Annotated in this window: 17 protein-coding genes and 1 pseudogene; 6 read left to right on the top strand and 12 right to left on the bottom strand. The window is 71.6% G+C overall.

The annotated features are described in order from the left end of the window. Nucleotides 1-364: 364 nt before the first annotated feature. Both ABZ887_RS38585 and ABZ887_RS38580 read right to left on the bottom strand, forming a co-directional pair. Complete coding sequence (locus tag ABZ887_RS38585) at nt 365-1,609, bottom strand: ThuA domain-containing protein (protein ID WP_361300546.1); 1,245 nt, start codon at nt 1,607-1,609, stop codon at nt 365-367. A gap of 172 nt (nt 1,610-1,781) precedes the next feature. Next, a complete protein-coding gene (locus ABZ887_RS38580) occupies nt 1,782-2,378 on the bottom strand; it encodes a helix-turn-helix domain-containing protein (protein ID WP_361300543.1) in 597 nt (198 codons plus the stop codon). Between the two features lie 199 nt (nt 2,379-2,577). Between ABZ887_RS38580 and ABZ887_RS38575 the strand changes: the two genes are divergently transcribed. Further along, nucleotides 2,578-3,195 carry an NADPH-dependent F420 reductase gene (locus ABZ887_RS38575; RefSeq protein WP_361300540.1) on the top strand — a complete coding sequence of 206 codons (618 nt, stop codon included), beginning with the start codon at nt 2,578-2,580 and terminating at the stop codon, nt 3,193-3,195. A gap of 204 nt (nt 3,196-3,399) precedes the next feature. Continuing rightward, the gene (locus tag ABZ887_RS38570) at nt 3,400-4,341 is read left to right on the top strand and encodes a D-2-hydroxyacid dehydrogenase family protein (RefSeq protein ID WP_361300537.1); all 942 of its coding nucleotides are present in this window, start codon (nt 3,400-3,402) and stop codon (nt 4,339-4,341) included. Between the two features lie 39 nt (nt 4,342-4,380). On the opposite strand, the gene ABZ887_RS38565 is transcribed toward ABZ887_RS38570, so the two are convergent. The 3 genes from ABZ887_RS38565 to ABZ887_RS38555 all read right to left on the bottom strand — a co-directional run bounded on the left by ABZ887_RS38565 (nt 4,381) and on the right by ABZ887_RS38555 (nt 10,380). After that, complete coding sequence (locus ABZ887_RS38565) at nt 4,381-6,054, bottom strand: protein kinase (RefSeq protein WP_361300534.1); 1,674 nt, start codon at nt 6,052-6,054, stop codon at nt 4,381-4,383. A 43-nt stretch (nt 6,055-6,097) separates the two neighbouring features. After that, complete coding sequence (locus tag ABZ887_RS38560; protein WP_361300531.1) at nt 6,098-7,615, bottom strand: hypothetical protein; 1,518 nt, start codon at nt 7,613-7,615, stop codon at nt 6,098-6,100. A 296-nt stretch (nt 7,616-7,911) separates the two neighbouring features. Continuing rightward, nucleotides 7,912-10,380, bottom strand: a complete 2,469-nt coding sequence (locus ABZ887_RS38555) for a SpoIIE family protein phosphatase (protein ID WP_361300528.1) — start codon at nt 10,378-10,380, stop codon at nt 7,912-7,914. Nucleotides 10,381-10,606: 226 nt separating this feature from the next. On the opposite strand from ABZ887_RS38555, the gene ABZ887_RS38550 reads away from it, so the two are divergent. Then, nucleotides 10,607-12,670, top strand: a complete 2,064-nt coding sequence (locus ABZ887_RS38550; protein WP_361300525.1) for a SpoIIE family protein phosphatase — start codon at nt 10,607-10,609, stop codon at nt 12,668-12,670. A 7-nt stretch (nt 12,671-12,677) separates the two neighbouring features. Here the strand turns inward: ABZ887_RS38550 and ABZ887_RS38545 are convergent, their stop codons facing one another. The 4 genes and pseudogenes from ABZ887_RS38545 to ABZ887_RS38530 all read right to left on the bottom strand — a co-directional run bounded on the left by ABZ887_RS38545 (nt 12,678) and on the right by ABZ887_RS38530 (nt 16,742). Further along, nucleotides 12,678-13,499 (bottom strand): class I SAM-dependent methyltransferase, encoded by an 822-nt coding sequence (locus ABZ887_RS38545; RefSeq protein ID WP_361300522.1) that lies wholly within the window; start codon nt 13,497-13,499, stop codon nt 12,678-12,680. A 94-nt stretch (nt 13,500-13,593) separates the two neighbouring features. Beyond that, the gene (locus ABZ887_RS38540) at nt 13,594-15,255 is read right to left on the bottom strand and encodes a hypothetical protein (RefSeq protein ID WP_361300519.1); all 1,662 of its coding nucleotides are present in this window, start codon (nt 15,253-15,255) and stop codon (nt 13,594-13,596) included. A 132-nt stretch (nt 15,256-15,387) separates the two neighbouring features. Further along, nucleotides 15,388-16,074, bottom strand: a pseudogene (locus tag ABZ887_RS38535) (polysaccharide deacetylase family protein); the annotation flags it as partial. After that, nucleotides 16,074-16,742 (bottom strand): glycoside hydrolase family 11 protein, encoded by a 669-nt coding sequence (locus ABZ887_RS38530; protein WP_361300516.1) that lies wholly within the window; start codon nt 16,740-16,742, stop codon nt 16,074-16,076. The gene ABZ887_RS38530 and the pseudogene ABZ887_RS38535, both read right to left, overlap by 1 nt. A 345-nt stretch (nt 16,743-17,087) precedes the next feature. Here ABZ887_RS38530 and ABZ887_RS38525 point away from each other — a divergent pair, with 345 nt between their 5' ends. Continuing rightward, nucleotides 17,088-18,272 (top strand): PP2C family protein-serine/threonine phosphatase, encoded by a 1,185-nt coding sequence (locus ABZ887_RS38525; protein ID WP_361300513.1) that lies wholly within the window; start codon nt 17,088-17,090, stop codon nt 18,270-18,272. A 476-nt stretch (nt 18,273-18,748) separates the two neighbouring features. Here ABZ887_RS38525 and ABZ887_RS38520 read toward each other — a convergent pair whose 3' ends face one another. Next, nucleotides 18,749-20,278 carry an aldehyde dehydrogenase family protein gene (locus tag ABZ887_RS38520; protein ID WP_361300510.1) on the bottom strand — a complete coding sequence of 510 codons (1,530 nt, stop codon included), beginning with the start codon at nt 20,276-20,278 and terminating at the stop codon, nt 18,749-18,751. 25 nt (nt 20,279-20,303) lie between these two features. Continuing rightward, nucleotides 20,304-21,695 (bottom strand): VOC family protein, encoded by a 1,392-nt coding sequence (locus tag ABZ887_RS38515; protein ID WP_361300660.1) that lies wholly within the window; start codon nt 21,693-21,695, stop codon nt 20,304-20,306. A gap of 292 nt (nt 21,696-21,987) precedes the next feature. Between ABZ887_RS38515 and ABZ887_RS38510 the strand changes: the two genes are divergently transcribed. Continuing rightward, on the top strand, nt 21,988-24,171 hold the full coding sequence (locus ABZ887_RS38510; protein ID WP_361300508.1) for an MMPL family transporter: 2,184 nt from the start codon (nt 21,988-21,990) through the stop codon (nt 24,169-24,171). Nucleotides 24,172-24,304: 133 nt separating this feature from the next. Further along, nucleotides 24,305-24,802 (top strand): thioesterase family protein, encoded by a 498-nt coding sequence (locus ABZ887_RS38505; protein WP_361300505.1) that lies wholly within the window; start codon nt 24,305-24,307, stop codon nt 24,800-24,802. 83 nt (nt 24,803-24,885) lie between these two features. On the opposite strand, the gene ABZ887_RS38500 is transcribed toward ABZ887_RS38505, so the two are convergent. Continuing rightward, on the bottom strand, nt 24,886-26,037 hold the full coding sequence (locus ABZ887_RS38500; protein ID WP_361300502.1) for a glutathione-independent formaldehyde dehydrogenase: 1,152 nt from the start codon (nt 26,035-26,037) through the stop codon (nt 24,886-24,888). Between the last annotated feature and the right edge of the window lie 343 nt (nt 26,038-26,380).

Genomic DNA, 26,380 nt, shown 5'->3' with positions numbered 1-26,380 from the left:
CAGTGGAGTGACAGGGCGACTTACGGGGGGGGCGACGCTGGATGACCTGTCGACTCCCGATCGACGGGTTCACCGCGGCTCTACCGCCGGACCGACAGCGGGAGCCGTGTCATGGTGGTCCCGGCTGCCGTCCGCGCGGCGCCTGCGCGGCGGGTTCGACCGGAATCTCCATTGACGTCAGCCACTTCTGTCGGGGCCAGCGCTTCGGACCGTATACCGACGTGCGGCCTGCGGAGATGCCCTTGGACCTGCAACCTAAGGTGAACGTCGCTGAAGCCTGCCCCTGTCCCGGGCCATAAGCGAGACGCGGGCATGCCGTGTGGTGCCGGTGGCATGCCCGCGTCTCAGGGGACTGCTCGGTGGTTCAGGAAGGGAGCGTCCAGTTCTGGTTGGCGGCTCCCGAGCAGGACCAGATCTGGAGCCGGGTGCCGTTGGCCGAGCTCGGGCCGGTGGCGTCGAGGCACTTGCCCGACTGCGGGTTGACCAGGGAGCCGTTGGCGCCGGCCTGCCAGACCTGTGATGCCGTGCCGTTGCAGTCGTACAGCTGCACCTTGGTGCCGTCGGCGGTGCCGGCCCCGGTGACGTCCATGCACTTGCCGAGCCCGGTGAGCGTGCCGGAACTGCCGACCGTCCAGTCCTGCGCGGTGGTGCCGTTGCAGTCGTAGAGCTGGACGGCGGTGCCGTTGGTGCTGCTCGCGCCCGCGACGTCCACGCACTTGCCGCCGTATCCGTGGATCGGGCCGGTGGCGTTCGTGGGCGGGGTGACCGGACCGGACTGGCCGGACGCCCACTTGATCTCCTGGAGCAGCAGCTGGTTCTGCTGGGCGCTCGCGAACGTCGACGACAGGGTGGTGTTGGTCGAGTAGTCCATCGCGTTGTGGCCGAAGTTGTTGTAGACCATCTTGTAGTTGCGGTTGGACCAGACGATCGGGTAGTAGCCGCTGTACCAGGTCTGGTTGGGGTCGGTGCCGATCGGGAAGGTGGACGGGGCCATCGAGGCGAGGATGTCGATGGCCGGGTTCTGCCGCAGGTCGTTCTGCCAGCTGTACCACTCGCTCACCGAGGACGTGATGGTGGACGGCAGGTTCGCGGTCGCCGGGTGCGAGGGGTCGTCGATCTGCAGGGTCTCCTGCGTCGGTCCCCAGGTGTTGCTCCTGAAGGTGCCGGTGCCGAGGAACGTGTTGTGGTACCAGGGCCAGTCGCTGGTGTTGTCGTTGTACGCGGAGACGTGGAAGCCGATGAAACCGCCGCCGGCCGCCACGTAGTTCTGGAAGGCGGTCTGCTGCGAGGCGGTGTGCGGGTAGTCGTCGAGGAACATGACGACCTGGTAGTTGGCCAGGGTCGAGGCGTTGAGCCGGCTCCAGTCCGTGGTCGCGGTGTAGGTGAAGCCGTTGGCCGCGCCGGCCTGCGGGAACCAGGTGTTGGCCTCGTGGTCGAAGCTGATGTGTGCCGCGTCGTACGTGCCGTCGTAGAAGGCGATCACGTTGACGGTGGTGGCGGCGTGGGCGTCGTGGGCGGGGCCAGCCTGGATGCCGAGGATTACCGCTACCAGGGCGAACAGTCTTAACAGGGTGCGGGGCCAGGCGAGGTGCGGGTGGGGGGTGATCATGCGGAGGGCCTTCCTCATACGTGACCGCCGGACACATATCCGGCTGAGCCGCATTGAAGGCCCCGGAACGCGTACATGTCAATGGTGCAGACCAAGTGCGCCCGGCGACGGCACCGCCCCCGGTTTCCCGTGCGTACCGGCGACCACACCGCCCCGGTTTCCCGGTCCGCGGTCAGCGGGCCCGGGGTCGCTTTCCCGGCCGGGTGCCCGTGCCGGGGAGGGGATCGAGCAGGCGATGGGGCTCGCGCAGCCCGAGCTCGACCGGATCCGTGTACACGCCCTCGCCCGGGGTGCCCAGGGGGATCACCATGACGTCCTGCGGCTCCGGGACCACGTCGCATGCGGCACACCGTGCGGTGGGGTCGAGCGGTTCGCCGCAGTGTGCGTGCGTGAACGTCCGGCGGGGCTCGCGGTCACCGGCCGCACTCGCCTCGCCCCAGGCGCGCAGGGCGTACAGCGGCGGCCACAGCGTCTTGCCCTTCTCCGTCACCTCGTACAGCCCGCGCCCGCCGTGCTCCGGGTCGGGGCGGCGTTCGAGCAGGCCGGCGTCGACAAGGGCGGCCAGCCGGGCGCTCAGCACCGACCGGGGCGCGCCGAGGTGGGCGGAGAAGTCGTTGAAGCGGCGGACGCCGTAGAAAGCGTCGCGCATGACCAGCAGCGTCCAGCGCTCACCGACCACCTCGAGTGCGCGCGCCAGCGGGCAGTCCTGATTCGTGTAAGTGCTGGGCAACACCCCGCCATGGAACCACAGCGGGCATCTCGGGTCCATTGACCGGATCCGGTGGGGTGCACGGGATCCGGGCGGCCGCGGACCGCGGGCCGCACGCGATGCGGCGCGGGGCCGCATACGGCAGGGTGGGTGAGCGGCGAGGTGTCCGCGGCGGGAGTCCCTCGCCCGCCTGCGGCAGGGCGGCGAGGTCCGGCTGGACCTCAACCCCCGGCGCCCGTACCGACGGAGGAAGAGCATCATGGCCACGCACAGCATCATCGGTGTCCTCGGCGCGGGCGAGGTGGGCCGGGCGGTCGCCGGCCAGGCCGTCCGGAACGGCCATGAGGTGGTCATCGGCAACACCCGGGGCCCGGCCTCCCTCCAGGCCCTCGTCAGCGGGCTGGGGCCGACGGCCCGCGCGGGGACCGCGGAGGAGGCCGTCCAGCCGGAGCTGGTGTTTCTCGCGGTGCCGTTCTTCGCCGTTCCGGAACTGACCGGCCTCACCGACTGGTCCGGGAAGGTCGTCATCGACACCACCAACCAGTTCGCCGAGGCCAACCCCTGGCGGGGCCGGTACGACGTCGGTGACCTGACGGGCAGCGAGTGGGTCGCCCGGCAGCTTCCCGGCGCCCGGGTCGTGAAGGCGCTCAACACCATGTTCGCCTCGTTCATCGCCGCGGACCCCCGGCATGCCGAGGGCCGCCAGGTCGCCTTCTACGCGGGCGACGACGCCGGTGCGAAGGAGTCCGTGGCCGAGGTGCTGGGCTCGTTCGGGTTCGCCGCCCTGGACCTCGGCGGTCTGCGGGACGGCGGACGGCTGATGCAGCTGGACGGCCCGCTCAGCGCGAGGCATCTCCTGCTGCAGGACGTCGGCTGACACGTCGTTCAGGTGATCGTTCCAGGTCCTACAGTGGACGACGCATCCAGGGGCCGTTCGGCCGTGTCGTCGTCCGGGCTCTGCCGTTTCCGGCATGGCAGGCATCGGCGCGGCCTGCCCCGCGGACCACGTGCCGCGCGGGATGCCTCGGGCACCGCCCGGGTGCCAGCCTGGACACCGGAACCGAGAGCGAGGGGCATGCGCATGAGGATCGCGATCCTGGACGACTACCAGGGCGTGGCACTGGGCCTGGCGGACTGGGATTCGCTCGGCGCGGACGTCCGTGTCTTCACGGATGCCTTCGCGGACGAGGACGCGGTCGTCGCCGCGCTCGCCGACCACGAGGTGGTCGTGGCCATGCGCGAGCGCACCCCCTTTCCGGCGTCGGCCCTGGGCAGGCTGCCGCACCTGAAGCTGCTGGTCACGACCGGGCCGGTCAACGCGGCGATCGACGTGGACGCCGCCCGCCGGCTGGGAATCACGGTCTGCGGTACCGGGTACTTCTCCCACCCAACGGCGGAACTCACCTGGGGGCTCATCCTCTCCGCGGCGCGCCTGATCCCGCAGCAGGTGGACTCGGTGCGCCGGGGCGGCTGGCAGGAGGGCCTCGGGACGAGTCTGCGGGGCGCCACGCTGGGGGTACTGGGCCTCGGCCGGCTGGGGACCGCGGTGACGGAGGTGGGGCGCGCCTTCGGCATGCGGTGCATCGCCTGGAGCCAGCACCTGACGCCCGCGGCGGCGGAGGCGAAGGGAGTGACCTACGTGGCCCGGGACGAACTGTTCGAGCGCTCCGACGTGCTGAGCATCCACGTCGTGCTCAGCGAGCGCACCCGCGGCCTCGTCGGTGCCCGCGAGCTGGGCCTCATGAAGCCGACGGCGATCCTGGTGAACACCTCGCGCGGGCCCGTGGTGGAGGAGGCGGCACTGATCAGGACACTGACCGAGGGAGGGATCGCGTCGGCGGCGCTGGACGTCTTCGACCGCGAGCCCCTTCCGTCCGACCACCCGCTGCGTTCCCTGCCGAACGCCGTGGTGACCCCGCACATCGGCTATGTCAGCCGGGATCTGTACGAGGTGTTCTACCGGGACGCGGTCGAGGACATCGCGGCGTGGCAGGCCGGAACACCGGTCCGGGCCATTTCCTGATCGCCGCGGTCGACGACCGCTCCCGGCGGGCGGGTTCGCTCAGCCGTCGTACGGCACCACCCTGACGACCTTGCCCTTCGCGTCCGTCTGGAGATACCCGCTCTGGCTGTACTTGTTGCTGAGGTAGACGGACATCCCGACGGGGTCGCCGAAGGCGTTGCCCGGCTGGTCCACGACCAGGTAGCGGCTGTCCGGGTCGGACACCTTCAGCTGCCTGCGGGCCTTGGCCAGCAGGGAGGGGACCTTGTCCCAGTCGAAGCCGTCGAGACGGACGGGTTTCTCGTCGCCGGGCAAGGTGCCCGAGATGATGTCCTTCTGTACGCCCTGCCCGGAGCGGTAGGTGTACATGTCGTACGCGGTGTCGCTGCCCTTCACCATCACATAGGCGATGACGTAGTCGGGGTACACCGCGAACTTGCCGAACCGGTCCCGGCCGGTCTGCTTCTCGAAGGCCGCGGCGGCGGTGCGGATGCCCTGCGGGGTGAGCAGGTCGGTGGTGGCGGCCGTCCGCGCTCCGCTGGGTGAGGCGGTGCTCCCGGCCGAGGCCGAGGCCGATGCCGTCGCGGGCGCGGTGCCCGAGTCCGTGGCCCCTGAGCCGTGGTTGTCCGTGCCCGGCAGCAGCGGCCACACGAGCGCGCCGGCGACGGCCACCGCGGCCACGGGCAGGAGGAGCAGGGTCCGGCGGCGGCGCGGGGCGGACCCGGGGGACGTGGGCGCCGTGTCCTGCGCTGCCGCGCCCCAGGGCGGCGCGTCCTGCGGCGAGGTGTCCCGCGGTGGAACGACCTGTGGCGGGACGTCTTGTGGCGGGACGTCCCGCGGTGGTACGGACGGGGGTTGCAGCGGGAAGGACGTGACGGAGTCGGCCTGCCGGGCGGCCCGGGCCAGCATCCGCTCCAGTTCGGCGGCGTCGGGGCGGGCCGCCGGGTCGCGGACGAGGACGCGGGTGAGGACGTCCGTCAGGACCCCGGCCCGGACCGGTGGCGGGACGTCCTCGGCGAGGACCGCGGCGAGCGTGGCGAGGGTCGTGCCCCGGCGCAGCGGATGGTGGCCCTCGACGGCGACGTACAGCATCATCGCGAGGGACCACAGGTCCGCGGCCGGCCCGCCGTCCTTCCCGGAGACGCGCTCGGGCGCCATGTAGTCGGGGGTGCCGATGACCGATCCGGTGGCGGTGAGGGCGGTGGCCTCGCGGACGGCGGCGATGCCGAAGTCGGTGAGCACGGGCCGGCCGTCGGGGCGCAGCAGGACGTTGGCCGGCTTCACGTCGCGGTGTTCGATGCCCGCCGCGTGGGCGGCGCGGAGTGCGGCCAGCACCTCGCGGCCGATGCGCGCGGCCTCGACCGGGTTCATCGGGCCGGCGGCGAGGCGGTCGGCCAGCGAGCCGCCGGTCACGAGTTCCATGACGATCCACGGGTAGGTCCCCGGGCCGCCGTCGACGATGTGATGGATCGTCACCACGTTCGGGTGGTCGACCCGCGCCAGGGCGCGGGCCTCCCGCAGCACCCGTTCCCGCAGCAGCCGCGCGGCCTCCGGGTCCCACTCGGCGAGCCCGGGATCGGACGGCCGGACCTCCTTCACGGCCACGCTGCGCCGCAGCACCAGGTCGTTGGCCCGCCACACCATGCCCATGCCGCCGCCACCGAGCCGTGCCACCAGCTCGAACCGTCCGTCGACGACCCGTCTCGCGGGGTCGTCCCTGCCCTCGTCGTTCATGCGCCGGAGCTTAGTTGGCCCCGCCGACAGCCTCCCGCCCCGCTCAGTAACTGGACCCCAGCGTCTGCGTCGTGTACGCGCACTCCGTGTAGATGTAGCCGTAGCGGAGTTTGGCGGTGTCGGAGCCCGCGGTGACGGTGCTGTCGTTCTTCGGCTTGTTCACGAAGTACGTGGTGCCGGGCGGCAGGCTGATGGTGCGCTGCGGGTAGTTCTTGCCGCTGTCGCCGCACGGATCCCAGCTGCTGAGGAGCGAGCTGGCGAACGAGTACGCCTTGCAACTGCCGCACGCCTTCAGGGTGAAGCTGCCGGTGACCGGGCCCGTGTACAGGACGGTGATCTCGTCGGGACTGTCGTTCTTGACGGTCACCGGGATGCCGCCGCCGGAGGCGGTGGTGGGCAGCTTCTTGCCGGCGGCCGGGAGGGTCTGGGCGACCTCGGCGCCGATGGCTATCTTCCGGGCCCGGGCGAGGTTCCTGTGGTGCGGGTTGTCGGTGGCGAACTGCTGCATCGTCTCCTGCGCCTGCTCGAAGTCACCGTCCTGGTACTGCTTGACGCCGCACTCGTACTCCCCGGAGTCACCGCTGCGGTCGGCCCGGCCGGCGACCGCGGTCAGCCTGTCGGCCTGTGCGGACGTTCCGTTCGACAGCTGGATGATCTGGGTGTTCAGCGTGTGCAGGTTCGTGACGGCGGTGCAGGGGTCCTTGCCGGAGACCGCCTTGGCGGCCTTCTTCTCGGCCGCGTCCACGGCGGGTACGACCTTGGCGGCCTGGCCGGAGTCGGGGAAGGTGCTCAGCAGGTCGCCGAACTGGGTGATCCAGCCGGTCCCGCCTTCGGCGAGGCCGTCCGCACCGCACTCGTAGAGCGAGGTGGCCAGCCGGTCGTCGGGCCAGTGGGCGAGCGTGCCGAGCTGGTCGTTCGGCATGGAGTCGGGCACCGTCCGCAGGAACTGGAGCGGCTCGACGGCCGAGCAGTAGTCGCGGTGGCTGTAGGCCGCCGCGACCGTCGTGTAGTACGTCTTCAGCCGGTCGGGGACCTGGGCGGCGGCACGCGAGCCGGAGTGGTTGACGGCGAGGTCGCGGTAGACGGCCAGGGCGTCCCGGTAACCGGACTTGGCGGTCGCGAAGTCATGCCGGCCGGCGGCGCTGACCTGTTCGTCGGCGCGGTCGAGACGGGCGAGGAGGGCGCGCTCGACGGCTTCGTTCTGCGCGCTGTCGTACCAGAGCGCACCGCCGACGGGGACCACGAGCAGGACGACGCCCAGCACGAGTGCGACGGGCCGCTGTCCCGGCCACACCAGGCGGGTGCGCAGACCGGCGAACCAGCCGTGGACGGCGGCCAGCAGGAGGAACACGGCGTACAGGACGACCGCGGCTCCGGACACGCCGTCGGCGTCCGCGGGCAGGGCCACGAAGAGCAGGACGACGGTGGCCGCCAGACACGCGGCCAGCGGGATCCATCTTCGCAGGAGCAGGTAGCCGAGACCGAGCCCGCTCAGGTTGAGCAGGGCCACGGCGGTGGCGCGCAGGGCGTCCGGCGGTGCGGGCGGCGGACCCGGCGGCATGGGCGGCACGAAGGAGCCCGGATTCGGGAAACCCGGGCCGGTGAAACCCGGGTTCGGAAACCCCTGGCTCGGAGAGCCCTGATCCGGAGAGCCCTGATTCGGAATCCCTTGGTTCGGGAAGCCCTGGTTCGGAAGGCCGTGACCCGGCGGTCCCTGGTCGGACGGTTGCTGGTGCGGACCGTACGCGTCCCCGGACATGGCGGCTCCCCCAATTGCTGCCGAATCCTTATGAATTGACAGCGTACGGCCAAACGTGCGAATTCGACAGGGTGCAACGACGGTCCGTACCGCCCCGGTCACTCCCCGGGGATCTCCTGCTCGGCCCAGATGATCTTGCCTTCTCCGGTGTAGCGGGCGCCCCAGCGGTGGGCGAGCTGGGCGACCAGGAAGAGGCCGCGGCCGCCCTCGTCGGTGCTGCGGGCGTGCCGCAGCCGGGGTGCGGTGCTGCTCCCGTCGGCGACCTCGCAGGTGAGCCGGGAGTCACGCAACAGCCGCAGCCTGATGGGCGGTTCGGCGTAGCGGATGGCGTTGGTGACCAGTTCGCTGACGATGAGTTCGGTGGTCGTCGCCAGCTCGTCGTAGCCCCATGCGGTCACCTGGCGTACCGCCTCGGCCCGGACGTCGGCGACGGCGGCCGGGTCGACGGGCACGTCCCAGGAGACGACGTGGCCGGCGCCCAGGGCGTGCGTGCGGGCCAGCAGCAGGGCGATGTCGTCGGGCTGGGGAACGGGGAGCAGCTGGTGCACGGCCGAGGTGCACAGCGTGTCGAGGTCGGCGCCGGGGTTGGCCAGTGCGCTCCGGAGGCGGGCCATGCCCAGTTCGACGTCCTGGTCGGCGCCTTCGATGAGGCCGTTGGTGTAGAGACCGAACAGGCTGCCCTCGGCGAGTTCGATCTCGGTGGCCTCGAAGGCCATGCCGCCGAGCCCGAGCGGCGGTCCGACGGGGATCTCGGGAAAGTGGGCGTGCCCGTCGGGTGAGACGACGACCGGCGGCGGATGTCCGGCCCGGGCCATCGCGCACCGCCGGGTCACCGGGTCGTAGACGGCGTACAGGCAGGTCGCCCCGACGAACGTGTCCGTGCTGCCCTCCACCACCGCGCCCGTGCTCTCCTCCTCGCCCAGCCGCAGCACGAGGTCGTCGAGGTGGGCGAGGAGCTCGTCGGGGGGCATCTCCATGTCGGCGAGGGTCTGCACGGCGGTGCGCAGCCGGCCCATGCTCGCCGCCGCGGTGAGGCCGTGGCCGACCACGTCGCCGACGACCAGGCCGACCCGGGCGCCGGACAGCGGGATCACGTCGAACCAGTCGCCGCCGACGCCGTCCGCCGCGTCCGCGGGCAGGTAGGAGGAGGCCACGTCCAGGGCCGTGCCGCCGGTCAGGGCCTGCGGCAGCAGGCTGCGCTGGAGGGTGACGGCCGCCGTGTGCTCCCTGGTGTAGCGGCGGGCGTTGTCGACGCAGAGCGCGGCGCGGGCGACCAGTTCCTGCGCGAACAGGACGTCGTCCGGTCCGAAGGAGACCGGGTTGAGCGAGCGGGCGAACGTGGTGAGGCCGAGGACGGTGTTGCGCGCCCGCATCGGCACCGAGATGAGGGTGTGCAGTCCGAACTCCCGGATGCGGGCCGTCCGCGCGGGCTGGTGGGTGGCCCACAGTCGGTCCTCGGCGTCGAGTTCGGGGACGAGGACCGGGTCGCCGCTGATGAGCAGGTCGACGCCGTGCAGCGGAGGCAGGAAGTCGACCTGGTCGCCGATCCGCGCCACGGCCTCGGGGCTGCCCTCACGGACGGTCCGCAGCGCGGCGCGCCGCATCACCGGCCGGGCGGGCGCCGGGCCGGCGCCGGCCGGCCGGGTGCCGTGTCCCTGGGCGTTCTCGGCGTTCTCGGCGTTCTCGGCGCTGAGGACGGGTTCCAGGAGGTCGACGATGACGAAGTCGGCGAAGCGGGGAACGGCGAAGTCGGCCAGCTCCTGGGCGGTGCGCACCACGTCGAGGGTGGTGCCGATGCGGGTGCCGGCCTCGTTGACCAGCGACAGCAGCTGCCGGGCGTTCCAGCGGTCGGTGACGTCCGAGACCATGTAGCAGACCCCGGTGACGGAGTCGTCGGGGTCGACCAGGGGGAAGAACGACGTCGAGTAGGCGCGCTGGCGGTGCGGGTCGGACCAGCTCCAGCCGAGGTACTCGTAGTCGGTGACCGGCTCCCGGGTCGCCAGCACCTTGCGCATCAGGCCCTCAATGGTGCTCGCCTGCAGCCCGGGCAGCAGTTCGCTCAGCCGGCGGCCCAGGCGCTGCTCGCGCGGGACGCCGCCGAACTGCTCCAGGGTGTCGTTGAGCCACACGTAGCGCAGGTCCGGGTCCATCACGGCCATGCCGATCGGCGAGCGGATGAGGAACCCGTCGAGGACGGACTGTCCCACCGTCCACTGCGGGCGCTGCTCCCGCGCCGAGAGCAGGAAGCACTCCTCGCCGGCGATCCGGAAGGACGCGGAGACCCGCAGGTCCACGACGACACCGCGGCCGTCGTGGTGCCGTACCGGGACGAGCCCGCTCCATCCCATGCCGGAGCGGCAGCGCTCGGCGACACCGGCGGCCCGGGCCGGGTCGACGCGCATGGCGAGCAGCCGCGCCGCGGGGCGGCCCAGCACCGCGGCGGCCGGATGGCCGAGCAGGGTCTCGGCGCCCCGGGTCCAGCCGATCACGTCGCCCTCAGCCGACAGCACCGCCGCGGCGTCGCTGGAGGCGTCCAGGAGGTCGTGCGGCCCCACGGTGGTCGGCACGGCGAAGTCTTCTCGGCCTTCTCGCTCTTCTCGGTCTTCTCGGTCTTTTCGGTCTTTTCGGTCTTTTCGCGGAGAATCCATTGACTACATCCTGTACGTACCCCCATGTTCCTGCTTGTCCACCCGTTGCGCACGGCCCACACGCTGCCGGGACGGGCGGGCGGGGGCAGCATGGAAGGGCCGTGGCAGCGGCATCGGTCCGGCGGCCGGTGGAGGTGGTTGAGGGATGGCAATGGACTCCCTGCGGTCCGGTGACGCCGGCGGCCCCGGCAGACCGCGTCCGACCAGTCTGCTGGACGTGCTGAGCGTGGCCGCGGTGGCGCTGGACTCGCAGGGCCGGATCGTGTTCTGGACCCCCCAGGCCGAGGAGCTCTTCGGGTACACGTCCGAGGAGGCCCTCACCAAGAACGCGGCGCGACTGCTCGTTCACCCGGAGCACCTGAAGGCCGCGGTGAACGTCTTCACGGAGGTACTGGAGACCGGGCACAGCTGGGCCGGTGCCTTCCCGGTCCGGCACAAGGACGGCAGCAGCCGGCTGATGGAGTTCCGCACCATGCGGCTGCTGGACGATCTCGGCGACGTCTACGCCCTGGGCATCGTCGCCGACCACACCCTGCTGCAGCGGGTGGAGACCGACCTGGCGCTGTGCGAGCGGCTGATCAGCCAGTCCCCCATCGGTCTGGCCCTGCTCGACCCGGATCTGCGCTACCTCCTGGTGAACCCCGCGCTGGAGCGGATCGACGGCGTTCCCGCCGAGGAGCACATCGGACGGCACCTGCGCGAGACGCTGCCGCTGCCGGACATCGACACCGTGGAGTCGGCGCTGCGCCAGGTGCTCACCACGGGCACGCCGCTGCTGGACCAGTACCACGTGGGCCGTCCGCCGGCCGATCCGGAGAACGAGCACGCCTGGTCGCTGTCGTTCTACCGGCTTGAGGATCCCGGCGGCCGGGTCCTGGGCGCCGCGACGTCGGTCGTGGACGTCACGGAACGGCACCGCGCGGCCGCCGAGGCCGACCGGGCCCGGCGCCGCCTCGCACTGATCGCCGACGCCTCGGCGCGGGTGGGCACCTCGCTGGAGGTGGAGCGCACGGCGCACGAGCTGGCCGAGGTCGCCACCCCGGTGCTCGCGGACGTGGTCGCGGTGGACGTGCTGGACGCGGCGCTGGCCCTGCGCCGCTCGCGCCGTCCGGACAACGGCCCGGAGCTGTTCCGCGCCCTCGCCCTCAAGGCGGACCATCCCACGGTCGCGCTGCGGGCCGCCGACCCGCCCGGCGACCTCGCCGCCTACGACGGCGACCGGCTGGTCACGCTGTGCGTGCACACCGCCCGCCCGGTGCTGGTGCCGCGGGTGGGCAAGCACGACCTCCCGCGCATCGCCCGCAGCCCGGAGGCCGGCGCCCTGCTGGAGCAGGCGGGCGTGCACTCGTACCTCGTGGTGCCGCTGATCGCGCACGGCGAGGTGCTGGGCGCCCTCGACCTGAAACGGACCCGCAATCCGCTCCCCTTCGACGAGGACGACGTCGTCCTCGCCACCGAGCTGGCCGGCCGGGCGGCCGTGGCCATCGACAACGCCCGCTGGTTCCAGAGCGTCCGCAACACCGCCCTCACCCTCCAGCGCAGCCTCCTGCCCGACCATCCGCCCGAGCACACCGGTCTGGAACTGGCCTCCCGCTACGAACCGGCCCAGGCGACCAGCGAAGTGGGCGGCGACTGGTACGACGTGATCCCACTGTCGCAGGACAGGACCGCACTGGTCGTCGGAGACGTGATGGGCAACGGCATCGACGCGGCCGCCACCATGGGCCGGCTGCGCACCGCCACCTGCGCCTACGCGGACCTGGAGCTGCCCCCGGCCGCGGTGCTGCGGCACCTGGACCGGATCACCTGCGATCTGGAGCACTACATCGTCACCTGCCTGTACGCGGTGTACGACCCGCACACCAGGAGCTGCGAGATGGCCAACGCGGGCCACATGCCGCCCGCGCTGGTGCACGCCGGCCGGCCCCCGACCCTGCTGGAGCTGCCGCCGGCCGCCCCGCTCGGCGTGGGCGGCATTCCCTTCGAGACCACGACCGTCGGCCTCGACGCGGGTGACCTGCTGGTGCTGTACACCGACGGCCTGGTCGAGACCCGCCGCCACCCCATCGACGACCGCCTGGACGTCCTCCTCGGCTTCCTCGACGAACCCCACCGCCCGCTGGAGGAGACCTGCGACCTGCTCCTGCACGGCCTGCGCCACCCCGACGACCACGACGACGTGGCACTGCTGGTGGCCCGGGCGCTCTAGCGCCCCGTCAGGAGCCCGGGCCGCGACGCGCACGTGCGAGCAGGGCGGCGTGCGGCAACGACAGCAGACCGTCCTCGCCCGCGAACTCGGAGCTGAGGAGATCGAAGTGGCGCTTGATCTCGGCCCGGATCCGGGGCGTCTGGCTCAGCAGCATCCGCCCCCCGAAGGCCACTCCGCTCGCAGGACCGCTCCACCACTCGTCAGCGCTCGCGCGGTGGTCCCAGCGCAGGGTCTCGCACTCCGCCTCGCGGAACCCTGCCGCGTCCAGCAACTCCGTGAGACCGCTCTCGTCACGGGGAAACTCGTCGTCGGGGTCCAGTCCCGCGGGCAGGTGTGGTGGACGCACCGCGCCTCCGGCTTGAATCGCGCGGCCGATCAAGGCCTGTCCCGCGGCCGGCGGCATCGCCCAGATCGTCAACGCGATCCGGCCGCCGGGCCTCACGACACGGCGCAGCTCGGCCAGGGCCACCTTGGGCCGGCCCACGTGGTTCAGCACGAAATTGGCGACGACGGCGTCGAACTCTCCGTCGGCGAAGGGGAGTTCGGGAAGAGCTGCCACGCTCACGTGGGCCGTGGGTGCGGCCTGCCCGGCCAACTCGACCATGGTCGGCTCCGCGTCCACGGCCGTCACCGTCGCGCCCCGGGCACCCGCGGCGGCGGCGACCGTCCCGGGTCCGGTCCCGACATCGAGCATCCGCACGCCCGGCCCGACTCCGGCGGCGTCGAGCAACTGCGGCACCGGATACGCACACAGCTTGGCGAAGCTTCCGGCATAGGCGGCGCCCTGCCCCGCCCACATCAGCCGCTCACTCCTGTCGAACGTCGTCATCGACACCGGCACCCTCCCCGACCGCGGCCAAGATCGATACTGCCACGACCCTAACCGACGGTCCGACGGGCGCGGACAGCTCGGAAACGGGTGCTTACCGCGTGCCGCAGCACTCCGTGCGGCAGAAGCAGGACGCCGTGATCGGCACGTCCGCGGTGGCCGCGGCGAGCTTCAGCTGCTGGGCCACGATCCGGGCCTCGCCGTCCTTGCCGAGCCGCCGGAGGCACTCGTGGAATCCGTGCAGGGCCCAGACGTTGCCCGGGTGCTGCAACGGCCGGGGCAGGGTGTCGTCCAGGCCGAGGTCGGCGCAGTAGACCACCTCGGCCTCCTCGACCCGGCCGCGTTCGAGGAGCAGGGCGCCGTAGGCGTGCCGGGTGGGCTGCATCCAGCCCCAGGGTTCGTCGTACGGAAGGTTGTCGTCCAGGTCGACGGAGCGGCGCAGGGCGGCGAAGGCGCTGTCGAAGTCGCCCTTGCGGTAGGCGAGTTCGCCGTCGAGCATGGCGGAGGCGATCGCCAGGATGTCGGCGCAGGTGTTGTTGAAGAGCATGCGGGTCTCCGGGACCGTGGCGACCGCGTCCCGGAAGCGGGCCCGGTCGGTCTCGGCCTCGGGGATCCGGCCGGTGGCCGCGTGGGCGACACCGCGTGCGTAGTGCAGCATCGCGGTGGTCACGCAGTACAGCAGGGGGTCGGCGGGCAGCGGCAGGCGCAGGATGTCGTCCCAGCGGCCGAAGCGGACCAGGACGTGCACCCGCATGGCCAGGAAGCCCTCCAGCCAGTCGGCCATCGGCGGGCTCTGCACCCGCAGCAGGTCCTCCGGAACGGCGGCCTCGAGCCGTTCGGCCGTGGCGAGGGCGTCCTGGAGGCGGCCGAGGAACATCGCGCCGTAGATCCCGAAGTGCAGGTTGTGGCAGCGGTAGAGGGTGTAGAAATTCATCGCGCCGGCGCGGGCGTGGTACTTCTCGTCGGCGGCGACGGCCGCGGCGTTGTCGGAGACGACGCGCCGGTAGTCGCCGCAGAGGACTTCCAGGTGCGAGGGCATGTGCTGGAGGTGCCCGGCGTCGGGCACCAGGTCGCGCAGCCGGTCGGCGACCGGCAGGGCGGTCTCGGGCGTGGGCGACATCTCCATGAGGTGGATGTACATGTGCAGCAGTCCGGGGTGCCTGGTGCCGGCGTCGGTCCCGAGTCCCCGCTCCAGCACGGCCCTGGCCTCCTCCGTGCGGGCCCCGTCGGCCGGCCGGCCGCTGCGGATGTCCCAGAGCTGCCAGGGGGTGAGGTTCATCTGGGCGTCCGCGTGGAGGGTGGCGACGTCGAGGTCGTCGGGTGCCAGTTCGTACGCGGTGCGCATGCTGTCGGCGTAGCCGGTGTTCCACACCGAGCAGGCCGCCGCGTCCGGGGCCGCGGCCTGCGGGTAGCGGGCGCGCAGCGCCTCGATCAGGGCGCGTTCGACGGGCGTCGCGTGCGCGGCCTTGGCGTGCGCACGTTCCACGGCGGCGTGCGTCCGCCGCACCGTGTGCGTCAGCTCCTCCCGGTCGAAGAACTCCCAGGGTTTGTTGTAGTTGGGACCGAGGGCGTAGGCCAGGCCCCAGTCGGCCATGGCGCAGTCCGGGTCCGCCGCGCCGGCCGTCTCGAAGCAGCGGACGGCCTCCTCGTGGTTGAAGGCGTAGGTCCAGTTGAGGCCCCGGTCGAACCAGGTCTGCGCCTCGGGGGACGACGTCGTCACGCGTCGGCTGTGACCGCCCAGGTCGTAGTAGTCCACGGCGACGAACCTACCGACGCGGACCGGACGGACGATTCCCGTTCATCCGAAGTCATGAGAGGGGCGCGGCGGTTGACGGACACCGCCGCGCCACCCGTGGCCGCCTGCGACCAGGCGTGCCGTCGGTGCTCAGGGCGCGACCGCGCGTCCGGTCTGCGGGGAGATCCGGCCGGAGCAGAGCCCCTTGGCCGCGAGGGTCTGTGCGATGCGCGGGATCGCGGCCAGGGTGTTGGCCGGCCACTCGTGCATGAGGATGATCTGGCCGCCGGTGAGCCGGGAGACGGCCTGCACGATCGCGTCGGTGCTCGCGCCGTTCCAGTCCTGCGAGTCGACGTCCCAGATGATCTCGGTGAGCCCGTACTTGGCCTCGACCGCGCGCACCGTCGCGTTGGTCTCGCCGTACGGCGGCCGGAACAGGACCGGGGTCCCGCCGCCGGCGGCGGCGATCGCCGACTGGGTGCGGGAGATCTCCGAGTCGATCTGCGCCTGGGTCTCCTGGGTCAGGTGCGGGTGGGTGTAGCTGTGGTTGCCGATCCACATGCCCGCGCCGGCCTGGGCCTTGACCTGGGCCGGGTAGGCGGCCGCGTACTGGCCCTCGTTGAACATGGTGGCCCGCAGGCCGTTCGCCTTCAGGGCGCCGAGCAGGCCGGGTGTGTGGGCGATGGACGGCCCGTCGTCGAAGGTCAGGCCGACGTAGCCGGTGCAGGTGGCGGCGCGGGCGGGGACGGCGCCGACCGCGAGGGTGCCCGCGGCGGTCAGCGCGACCGCGGCTGCGGTCGCGGCCAGGGGACGTAAGGAGCGTTCCGCTGCGGCGCGCATCAGGCGACCGTGATGGTGGAGCTGCCGCTGCTCTGGTAGCCCTCGGTCGCGAGGATCTGGTAGTAGCTGAAGCTACCGAGGGACATGCCGGCCCTGGCCCAGGCGTCGAAGTGGTTGCCGGTGGTGATGGTGCCGCCGGTCCGCTTGGCCTGGCGGACGCTCCAGTACTGGTTGAAGGTCCTGGTGCCTTCGACGGACGGGGCGTTGTACCGCGTCGTCAGGTAGATGTCGTAGGTGCCGCCGTCGCTGGTGACGCTGCCCTTGTACGTGCCGGTGGGCCGGTAGGTGCCCCAGTTGTCGACGATGTAGTACTCGACGAGCGGGTTCGAGGTCCAGCCGTAGAGGGACAGGTAGCCGTTGCCGGAGGGGCTGAAGCCGCCCGAGTAGGTGACGTTCCGGCGGGCGCCGGTGCTCCAGCCCTTGCCGCAGACGAAGTTGCCGGTGTTGCTCCAGCTGGTGCTGTAGGTGCCGCCGGAGCCGAGGGTCATGGAGACCGTGCCCTGTGCGTCGGTCCAGAACGAGTAGTAGTAGCCGTTGTTGGTGCCGGTCTGGTTCGTGGTGACGACCGTGGCGGCGCGGGCGGTGCCGGGCAGAACCAGTCCGGCGGCTGCGCCCAGCAGCAGCGCGCCGGCGCTCCTGCGGGTCAGGGCGTGGTCGAGCGGGTTCATGGGATGCCTCCTCGTATGGCCTGTGCGGGTGTGGCCTGGTGGGGAGTTTTGGTCTGCCCATGTCAGCTGTCAACAGTTTCGGTGATTATTTCGAAACCTTCGGTTAACCCGGCGGAATATAACCCCAGGTTGTGCACGCATCAAGGGAGCTGAAGATCAAATACCCCTGAGAGGGGCGCAGAAGAGATCCATTGGCGCGGCCAGAAATCCCGAATGTTTCGATAGATGGCTCGAATGCTGCTGCGCGCATCGGAACATGCCGCTGAGTGGAGCAATCACCGGCATGCCGGGCGTCGGCCCGGGAGGCTGGGTGTCTTGTCTAGATTCGTATGCCAGGAGTCCCGGGTGAGGCACGACGGTCCCAACCCACCACTGCCCGCGCCCCCCGCGTGGATGCGCTGGCTACCGGTCCTGTACGTCGCCGCCGTACTGCTGATCGAACCGGTGACCCCGGTGGAGTGGCCGGTGAGTTTCGTACTGATCGCCCTGCCCTTGGTGACCGCCTTCGCGCACCCGCCCGTCGTCGTCGCCGTCGCCACCGTCTTCGCCATCGGTCTGGAACTTTTACTGGCCGGAACCCCGTGCTGCGCGGGGCGCTCCGTCGGCTACATCTGGGAACGGCACTACGTGGCCGCCTACGCGTGTACGGCCCTGGTGGGCGCCCTGGGCACGATTCTGGCGGCCCACCGGACCCGCCGGGAACGCACCCTGGCCGACGTCCGGTTCGTGGCCGAGATCGCGCAACGCGTCCTGCTCAGACCGGTTCCGCACCGGATCGGGAACCTGCTGCTGGAGAGCTTCTACCTGTCCGCCGCCGCGGAGGCACGCATCGGCGGCGACCTCTTCGAGGCCGTCCCCACCGCGTACGGGGTACGGCTGCTCATCGGTGACGTGCGCGGCAAGGGGCTGCTCGCGGTGGAGACCGCGGCGGCGATGCTGGGCGCGTTCCGCGAGGCCGCGCACGACGAACCCGACCTGCACGCGCTGGTGGACCGGGTGGACATCAGCATGACCCGCCGGGCCGACCGGCTGGGCGGGACCGAGCTCGGCGAGCGGTTCGTCACCGCCGTCTTCGCCGAGATCCCCGAGGACAGGAGGATCGTCCGCATTGTCAACTGCGGCCATCCGCCGCCGCTGCTCATCCGCCCCGGCGAGGTGAGCGAGCTGGACCAGGGGCAGCCGGGTCCGCCGCTGAACCTCGGCATGCTCGTCGGGGATCCCTACCGCGTCGAGACCTACCTCTTCGGCCCCGGCGACCAGCTGCTGCTGTACACGGACGGCGTCACGGAGACCCGGGATCCCGCCGGCGACTTCTACCCGCTGCTCCAGCGGCTGCGTTCATGGGGCCCGATGCCGCCCCCGGAGCTGCTGGAACGGCTCCATCAGGACCTGCTGGAGTACAGCCACGACCAGTTGCAGGACGACACGGCCGCGCTCACCGCCTTCCTGCTGCCCGAAGGAGCGGCCGAGGCGCCCGGGGACGAGCGCGACGACTCGGACGCCGGGGCGTTCGACGACCCGCTGGCGTGAGGGGCGTTGGGAACCGGAGGCCGGGGACAGGATCTCCGGCCGGTACGTTCTGCAGGAGGCGATCGGCCGGGGCGGGATGGGAGTCGTCTGGCGGGCACGTCGTCGGCGTCCTGGACGACGGCCCGGTGCCCCGCCGCACCTCGGCGCCGGCCGCGAACTCCCTGGCGTGCGTCGACGCCTGCACCCTGCTCGACGCGACGGCCCTCGCCCGCGTGCCCGGTGTCGACGCCGGCGACGAGGACCGGGGGTTCGCCGGATGGGACTGCGACTGGTCGAGCGACGACGGCAACCGGGACGTCGAGGTCCAGTTCAGCCGGGACAACGCACTGGACGGGGACGACGGTGCCCCGGTACGGGTCGCCGCGGCCGGAGCCGTCCGCCGACGGGCCCGGGGCGAGGACCGGTTCGGGCTCGGCCGTGGAGGCGATGTCGTCGGCGGTGCAGGGGACCGGGCCGGGAGGATGCCTGACAGGTGGTCAGAGGAAGCTGACGCCCTGGGCCAGGGTGAGTTCGCCGGAGTAGTTGACCGTGTTGGTGGCGGAGCGCATGTACGCCTTCCAGGCGTCGGAGCCGGACTCGCGGCCGCCGCCGGTGTCCTTCTCGCCGCCGAAGGCGCCGCCGATCTCGGCTCCGGAGGTGCCGATGTTGACGTTGGCGATGCCGCAGTCGGAGCCGGCGGCGGACAGGAAGAGCTCGGCCTCCCGCTGGTCGCGGGTGAAGATGCTGGACGACAGGCCCTGCGGGACGTCGTTGTGGAGTGCGATCGCCTCGTCGAGGGTGTCGTAGCCGAGGACGTACAGGATCGGTGCGAAGGTCTCCTCCCGTACGACGTCGCTCTGTTCGGGGACGCGGACCAGGGCGGGCTCGGTGTAGGCCGCCGCGGGTGCCGCCTCGGCCAGGCAGCGGTTCCCGCCGGCCAGGAGCTTGCCGCCCTCGGCCTGGACGCGGGTGAGCGTGTGCTGCATGCGGTCGAGGGCGCCGGTGGTGATGAGCGGGCCGACCAGGGTCGTGGCGTCGAACGGGTCGCCGACGGGGAGCTTTCCGTAGACGGCGGTCAGGCGCTCGACGAGGGTGTCGGCGATGTCGCGGTGGACGATGAGCCGTCGGAGTGTGGTGCAGCGCTGGCCGGCCGTACCGGCCGCGGCGAAGACGATGCTCTGGACGGCGAGGTCGAGGTCGGCGGAGGGGGCGACGATCGCGGCGTTGTTGCCGCCGAGCTCCAGCAGGCTGCGGCCGAAGCGGGCGGCGACGCGCGGACCGACCTCGCGGCCCATGCGGGTCGAGCCCGTGGCGCTGACGAGGGCCACCCGCGGGTCGTCGACGAGCCGCTCGCCGACCGCGCGGTCGCCGGGCAGGAGGCGGTGCACGTCGCACGGGGCGCCGGTCTCCTCGGCGGCCCGGGCCAGCAGGTGGTGGCAGGCCAGGGCGGTCAGCGGGGTGAGTTCGGAGGGCTTCCAGACCACGGTGTCGCCGCAGACCAGGGCTACGGCGGTGTTCCAGGACCAGACGGCGACGGGGAAGTTGAAGGCGGAGACGACGCCGACCACGCCGAGCGGGTGCCAGGTCTCGGCCAGCCGGTGGCCGGGGCGTTCGGAGGCGATCGTACGGCCGTAGAGCTGGCGGGACAGGCCGACCGCGAAGTCGCAGATGTCGATCATCTCCTGGACCTCGCCGAGCGCCTCGGAGCGGATCTTGCCCGCCTCGACGGTGACGAGGTCGGCCAGGTCGCTCTTGTGCTCGCGCAGCAGCTCGCCGAGGCGGCGCACCAGGTCACCACGGCGCGGGGCCGGGGTGGTACGCCAGGTGAGGAAGGCGTTCCGGGCGGCCATGAGGGCCGCGTCGACGTCGGTGGCGGTGGCCGCCCGCAGGCCGAAGAGGTCCTCGCCGGTGACGGGGGTGCGGGCCGCGAGGTCGTCGCCCTCGGCCACCTCGGCGCCGATGCTGCGCAGGCAGGCCCGGGCGCGGGCGCGCAGCTCGTCCGTGGTGGGCAGCGCGGTGCTGGTCATCCTGGTCCTCCGGAGGGGTGCGGGGTCAGCGGACGGGGTCGGTGAGGCCGAGGGCCCGGGCGACCTGGGCGAGGGAGCCGTTCTGCTGCTGCTCGTAGAGGGCGAAGGGGTCGAGGACCTCGCGGCCGATGGCTCCGGAGAGCCAGTCGGCGTCGTAGGCGGTGCCCTGCCGGTCGTTGTCGCGGGTGCCCTCGCCGCTGAGGTTGGACTGGAAGATGCCGGCGGCGGAGCGGGGCAGGAAGTCCTCGTAGACGACGGGTTCGGCGCGTACCCAGCCCTGCCGCACCAGCTCGCTGACACCGGTGGGCGGTGTGCGGCCGTCGCGCGGCCGGTCGTCGGCGAGCCGGTAGGTGAAGTACGCCAGCCCCTGGGCCGCGAGTTCCTCCTCGCTGCCGGGCAGGTGCCGCTCCCAGACGGCGCGCGCGATGTCGTCGCGGGCCGCCGCGGGCTGCCGGGCCGCCTGCTCGTCGACGCGGCCGAGGAGTTCGTCGTAGAGGGCACGCCCCGCCCGGGTGAGGGCGATGCCGCGGGCCTCGACCTCGCCGAAGCGCACCCGCAGGGCGCCGCTGACGACGCCGCCGTCCTCGGTGCGCATCGCGCGGGGTTCGGCCAGGGCGCGGAAGGAGGTCTGGCGCAGCAGGACGTCGGGGCCCTTCCAGGCCGGCGGGCCCTGGATGGTGTCGATCATCTCGATGCCGCGGTCGGTCATCCGGCGGTACAGCTCGTCGATGTCCAGGACGCGTGGCGTGAGGTGGTTGACGTGGGTGCTGCGGACACCGCCGATGTCGGCGGCGACGGCGGAGACCTTCTCCAGGGTGCGGTACCAGGCCCGGTCCACCGGTTCGGCCGACAACTCGAAGGCATTTACGGCCAGTTGGAGGAAGCGTTCGGCGTCGTCCGCGGGCAGTCCGCGGTCGGCCGTGGCGCGGTCGGCCAGTGCGAGCACTTCCGGAGGGAAGAGTTCGCGGGCGGCCAGGAAGGCCTCCAGGCGGGCGCGCAGGTCCGCGTCGAAGAAGCGGGGGTCGGCCGGGGTGAGCAGGGAGGTGAACACCCGGAAGGGGTTGCGGGCGAGTTCCTCGCCGTCGACCGGCCGGAAGGCGGTGGAGACGACGGGGACGGCGCTGGCCGCGGCGTCCCGCAGGTCGTAGAAGCCGACCGGGTGCATGCCGAGGGCGCCGAAGACCCGGGCGACCTGCCGCAGTTCGCGCGGTGTGCCGACGCGGATGGCGCCGTGCCGTTCGGCGGTGACCCTGCCGATGGAGCCGAGGCGTTCGGCGTCGGCTCCGCGGGCGTGCAGGACGTCCTCGTTGACCTCGCGGGAGACGTCCACCAGCGTCGTGTAGGCGGGCACCTCCCGGCCGTACATCTCCGACAGCCGGACCGCGAACGCGGCCCGCAGCTGCCATTGACCGATCATCGACATGGTTCGGCCCTTTCGGGGACGGGCGACGGTGCCACGATCACGTCTTCGATGGTCGCCGACCGGGCGGCCGCCGTACAGATGACAGGGCCGCCGGCGGGCGCCGGGAAAGGCGCAGGTGCGCGCGGCGCGGAAAACCCAGTGGACCGATCTTCACAGGTGATCCCTAACATATGGCGTCAAGACAACCATGCGGCCGACGCGTCGGAACGCGCGCCGGCCGGGGTCGCCGATGCCAGGGTCCGCTCCCCGGGCTGCGGTGATCTTCCTACCCAGGAGGACCTTCCGCATGTTCCGACGAATTGGCAGTGCCGTCGTCCGACATCCAGTCTGGACGATCGTGGCATGGCTGATCGCGGCGGTGGCGATCGTCGCCACCGCCCCGAGCCTGCCCTCGAACAGCGACGAGAGCAGCTTCCTGCCCAAGAGTTACGAGTCCATCAAAGCGGCCGATCTCCAGGCGAAGGCGTTCCCCAGCGCCTTCACCCCCTCCGCGATCGCGCTCTACCAGCGCACCGACGGCGGCAGGCTCACCGCCGAGGACAAGAAGGACGTCGCCCGGTTCGCCACCGAGCTGGGCGGCAAGCACATCGACCAGGTCCAGAAGGTCGTCCCCGGCCAGCCGTCGAAGGACGGCAGGTACGACCTGATCCTGGTGCAGATGGACAGCAAGAACGCCGGCCAGCCCGTGCAGGCGGACGCGGCCAAGGTGCTGCGCGACGACGTCAGGCAACTGGCCAAGGGGACGAACCTGGAGGTCAAGCTGGGCGGTTCGGCCGCGCAGGCACTCGACCAGCAGGACTCGTCCAAGCGCGGTGAGGCGCTGATCGGCATCGGCACCTTCGTGATCATCCTGGTGACCCTGCTGATCATCTTCCGGGCGCCGATCCTCGCGTTCCTGCCGCTGGTCGTGATCGGCGTGGTGTCCGCGATCGCCAACGGGCTCATCGCGTACGCCACCAAGCTGTTCGGTCTGCAGGCCAACAGTTCCGTGTCGTCGATCCTGATCGTCGTGCTGTTCGGCGTGGGCACGGACTACTTCCTGTTCCTGATGTTCCGGTACCGCGAACGCCTGCGTGCGGGTGACGAACCCAAGGAGGCCATGGTCAACGCGGTGGCGCGGGTCGGCGAGGCCATCGCCTCCGCGGCCGGCGCGGTGATCATCGCCTTCCTCGCGCTGGTGCTGTCCACGCTGGGCTTCCTGAAGCAGATGGGCCCGGCGCTGGCCATCGCGGTCTCCGTCACCCTGGTCGCGGGGCTGACGCTGATCCCGGCCGTCGTGTCGCTGATCGGCCCGAAGGTGTTCTGGCCGTCCAAGTCCTGGCAGCAGGAGCCGGCGAACGCCCGTTTCGCGGCCCTGGGCCGTGGTGTGCAGCGCCGCCCGGGGCTGACCGCCGCGGTCTCCGGACTCGTGCTGGTGGTCCTGTCCCTGGGCACCCTGGGCTTCCACGCCACGTTCGACCTGGCGTCGGGCTCGATGCCCAAGACCAAGGAGTCCATGGTCGTCCAGGACCGGATGCAGGGCGCGTACTCGGCCGGTGCCGCGGCGCCCACCGACGTGTACCTCTCCAGCACCGACGGCAAGGCGCTGGACACGTCCTCCTTCGACGCGTACGCGTCGAAGCTCGGGGCCGTGGACGGTGTCGCGAGCGCCCGGATGGCCCAGGTGAACAAGGCCGGCACCACGGCGGACTTCACCGTCACCCTCAAGTACGAGGCGTCCACGGACAAGGCCATAGACGCCGTGGGGCGGGTGCGTGACGTCGCGCACGCCGACGCGCCCGAGGGGACCGAGGCACTCGTCGGCGGCATGTCCTCGATCTACAAGGACATCGACGCCGCGGTCAACCACGACTACCGGACGGTGTTCCCCGTGGCCGCCCTGTTGATCATGGTGATCCTGGGGCTGCTGCTGCGCAGTGTGGTCGCGCCCTGGTACCTGATCGGCTCGGTCGGGCTCGGCTTCGGCGCCACCCTCGGCGCCACGGTCTGGATCTTCCAGGAGGCCCAGAACAAGCCCGGCCTGATGTTCATGCTGCCGGTGATCATGTATCTCTTCGTGGTCGCCATCGGCACGGACTACAACATCCTCATGATCGCCCGGCTCCGTGAGGAGGCCCGCGAGGGCCGGGAGCCGCGCGAGGCGGCCGGCATGGCGGTGCGGCAGTCCGGTCCCACGGTGGCCGCGGCGGGCTTCATCCTGGCGGCGACCTTCGCCACGATGATGCTGGCGGGCAACTCGCTGCTCACGGAGATGGGCTTCGCGGTCTCCTTCGGTATCGCGGTGGCCGCCTTCGTCATGGCGATGTTCTTCACCCCGAGCCTCACGGCGCTGATCGGCCACGCGGCCTGGTGGCCGGGCCATGCCGACCGGGCGGAACCGGCGGCGGGCACGGGCACGGACACGGCGCCCGGGGACGCCACGCCGCTGGCCGGGGAGGACCGGAACGCTCCGGCGGGCCGCAGCAGCTAGCGGAGCACGGAGAGCGGGCGAGGGGTCTGCCGGGCCGTCGGGGCCTGGCAGACCCCTCAGCCGTATTGACTATATTGACTTCGCATGACGATCGTGAAAAATACGAGATATCAGATCCCGGAAGGACACTGCTTTGGCTGCTCCGGCCCCTGAACCTGCCGACGAGGTCCGAGCCGTCCACCGGTGCCGGGTGGAGTGGTCGGACACCGACGCCTCCGGGCACTACCACAACTCGGCGGTGGTGCGGTTCGTGGAGGCGGCCGAGGCCGCTCTCGTACGCGAGCGGGGCGTCGTCGGCTATTTCGGTGCCGCACCACGGGTGCGCTACGAGGTCGACTTCACCGCCCCGCTCTGGTTCCAGCAGGAGGTGACGACCGTCCTGACCGTCGAACGTGTCGGCACCTCCTCGATGACGTTCCGGTTCGAGGTGTGGGGCGAGGAGATCGACGGCCGCCCCCGGCAGCTCTCCGCGTCCGGCCGCTACACGGTCGTGCACGTGCCGCAGCGGGCGGACCGGGCGAGTGCTCCCTGGCCCGCCGAGTGGATCACCGCCCTCACCCCTGCTCCGGTTCCGGCTTCGGTTCCGGGTGCCGGGACGGGCGGGGGCGGCTCCCGGCAGCCGCAGCCGTAGCCGTAGCCGTGCCGCCGTAGCCTCAGCCGTGCGCGGCGGGCCGGTCACGGGTGCCGGCCCGCCGCACTGTGCCGTCGCCGGTGCTACGCCGCGAGGGCGTGCCCGGGATGCAGGACGACCTTGGTGTAGCCCTCGATCCGCTGGTCGAACTTCTCGTAGGCCCTCGGCGCCTCCTCCAACGGCAGTTCGTGGGAGACCACGAAGCTGGGCTTGGCCCGCCCCGCGATGATCAGGTCGCGCAACTGGCGGTTGTACTGCTTGACGTTGCACTGGCCGGTGCCCATCCGCTGCCCCTTCTCGAACATCCTGCCGATGGACACCAGCAGCTGGCCGTGCTTGGCGTACTCGTCGGGTCCGCCCGGGTCGGACGGAACGTACAGGCCCGGTACGCCGAGCATGCCGGTCGGCCGTACCGTCTCGACGAGGGTGTTCAGGACGACGGCGGGTTCCTCGTGGCTCGCGTCGTGCGCCTGGGCCTGGTAGCCGACGGCGTCGACGCCCTTGTCCGTGCCCTCGCCCCGGGTCTGTTCCTTGATCTGTTCGGCCGGGTCGCCCTGGGTGAAGTCGATCGGTATCGCGCCGATCTGCTCGGCCTTGGCGAGCCGCTCGGGCACGCGGTCGACCGAGAACACCTTGGCCGCGCCACGCAGCAGCGCGGAGTACGCGGCCATCAGCCCGACCGGACCGGCCCCGAAGACGGCGACGCTCTCGCCCGGAATCACCTGGGCGAGCTCACAGCCGTGGTAGCCGGTCGGGAAGATGTCCGCGAGCAGCACGAAGTCCGTCTCGAACTCGGTGCCCGGCGGCAGCTTCAGGCAGTTGAAGTCGGCGAACGGCACCCGCAGCAGCTCTGCCTGGCCGCCCTTGTAGGGGCCCATGGCCACATAGCCGTAGGCTCCGCCGGCGAAGCCCGGGTTCACCGTGAGGCAGAAGCCGGTCTTGCCGGCCAGGCAGTTCTTGCAGAATCCGCACGCGACGTTGAAGGGCATGACCACCCGGTCGCCCTCGGACAGCGAGGTCACGCCGGAGCCGATCTCCTCGACTATGCCGAGGTTCTCGTGTCCGAAGACGATGCCCGACTCGGCGGCCGTACGCCCCTCGTACATGTGCAGGTCGGACCCGCAGATAGCGCTCGACGTGACCCGTACCAGCACGTCGTTGGGGTGCTGGATGCGCGGGTCGTCGACGTCCCTGATCGTGACACTGAAGGGCTTCTCGTAGACGACGGCTTTCACCTGGCTCACCTCCGCGTCGAACGCCGGGCGACGGCGGACCACGCGGACGGAGGCCTGGCCATGGGGAACAGCCGGGACGGCGCCCCCGGTGCGTGCCGCGACCCTGGGCGCTCTTGTTTCACCATCGGATACCTCCAGAAAACGCCGATCGCACAGGCGCTGCAACCCCGTCCCCGACATCGCCCTCCTAACGGGAGAACGCCCGGTCCAGCGAGCCGGGGACGTCCGCGGTGCGGTCGGCCGTAGGCTCGCCAACGGGGACGGACAGCAGGGGTGTTGGCACCGAGGGGGAGCCTGGTGGGAATGACGGGGGCGTCGGATGTGCGGCCCGTGGCGGAACTGC

The organism is Streptomyces sp. NPDC047061 (genome assembly GCF_040643955.1).
GTDB lineage: Bacteria > Actinomycetota > Actinomycetes > Streptomycetales > Streptomycetaceae > Streptomyces.
Note: the sequence above shows the minus strand (reverse complement) of the source record. Positions and strands in the feature narration are given on the sequence as shown.

What these genes read in the sequence shown, in the direction of transcription:
- ABZ887_RS38560 (WP_361300531.1), bottom strand. Translation starts at nt 7,615, where the DNA reads ATGCCGCCGGGTCCGCCGCCCGCACCGCCGGACGCCCTGCGCGCCACC.
- ABZ887_RS38515 (WP_361300660.1), bottom strand. Translation starts at nt 21,695, where the DNA reads ATGATCGGTCAATGGCAGCTGCGGGCCGCGTTCGCGGTCCGGCTGTCG.
- ABZ887_RS38565 (WP_361300534.1), bottom strand. Translation starts at nt 6,054, where the DNA reads ATGAACGACGAGGGCAGGGACGACCCCGCGAGACGGGTCGTCGACGGA.
- ABZ887_RS38510 (WP_361300508.1), top strand. Translation starts at nt 21,988, where the DNA reads ATGTTCCGACGAATTGGCAGTGCCGTCGTCCGACATCCAGTCTGGACG.
- ABZ887_RS38570 (WP_361300537.1), top strand. Translation starts at nt 3,400, where the DNA reads ATGAGGATCGCGATCCTGGACGACTACCAGGGCGTGGCACTGGGCCTG.
- ABZ887_RS38550 (WP_361300525.1), top strand. Translation starts at nt 10,607, where the DNA reads ATGGCAATGGACTCCCTGCGGTCCGGTGACGCCGGCGGCCCCGGCAGA.
- ABZ887_RS38575 (WP_361300540.1), top strand. Translation starts at nt 2,578, where the DNA reads ATGGCCACGCACAGCATCATCGGTGTCCTCGGCGCGGGCGAGGTGGGC.
- ABZ887_RS38520 (WP_361300510.1), bottom strand. Translation starts at nt 20,278, where the DNA reads ATGACCAGCACCGCGCTGCCCACCACGGACGAGCTGCGCGCCCGCGCC.
- ABZ887_RS38585 (WP_361300546.1), bottom strand. Translation starts at nt 1,609, where the DNA reads ATGATCACCCCCCACCCGCACCTCGCCTGGCCCCGCACCCTGTTAAGA.
- ABZ887_RS38580 (WP_361300543.1), bottom strand. Translation starts at nt 2,378, where the DNA reads ATGGACCCGAGATGCCCGCTGTGGTTCCATGGCGGGGTGTTGCCCAGC.
- ABZ887_RS38545 (WP_361300522.1), bottom strand. Translation starts at nt 13,499, where the DNA reads ATGACGACGTTCGACAGGAGTGAGCGGCTGATGTGGGCGGGGCAGGGC.
- ABZ887_RS38530 (WP_361300516.1), bottom strand. Translation starts at nt 16,742, where the DNA reads ATGAACCCGCTCGACCACGCCCTGACCCGCAGGAGCGCCGGCGCGCTG.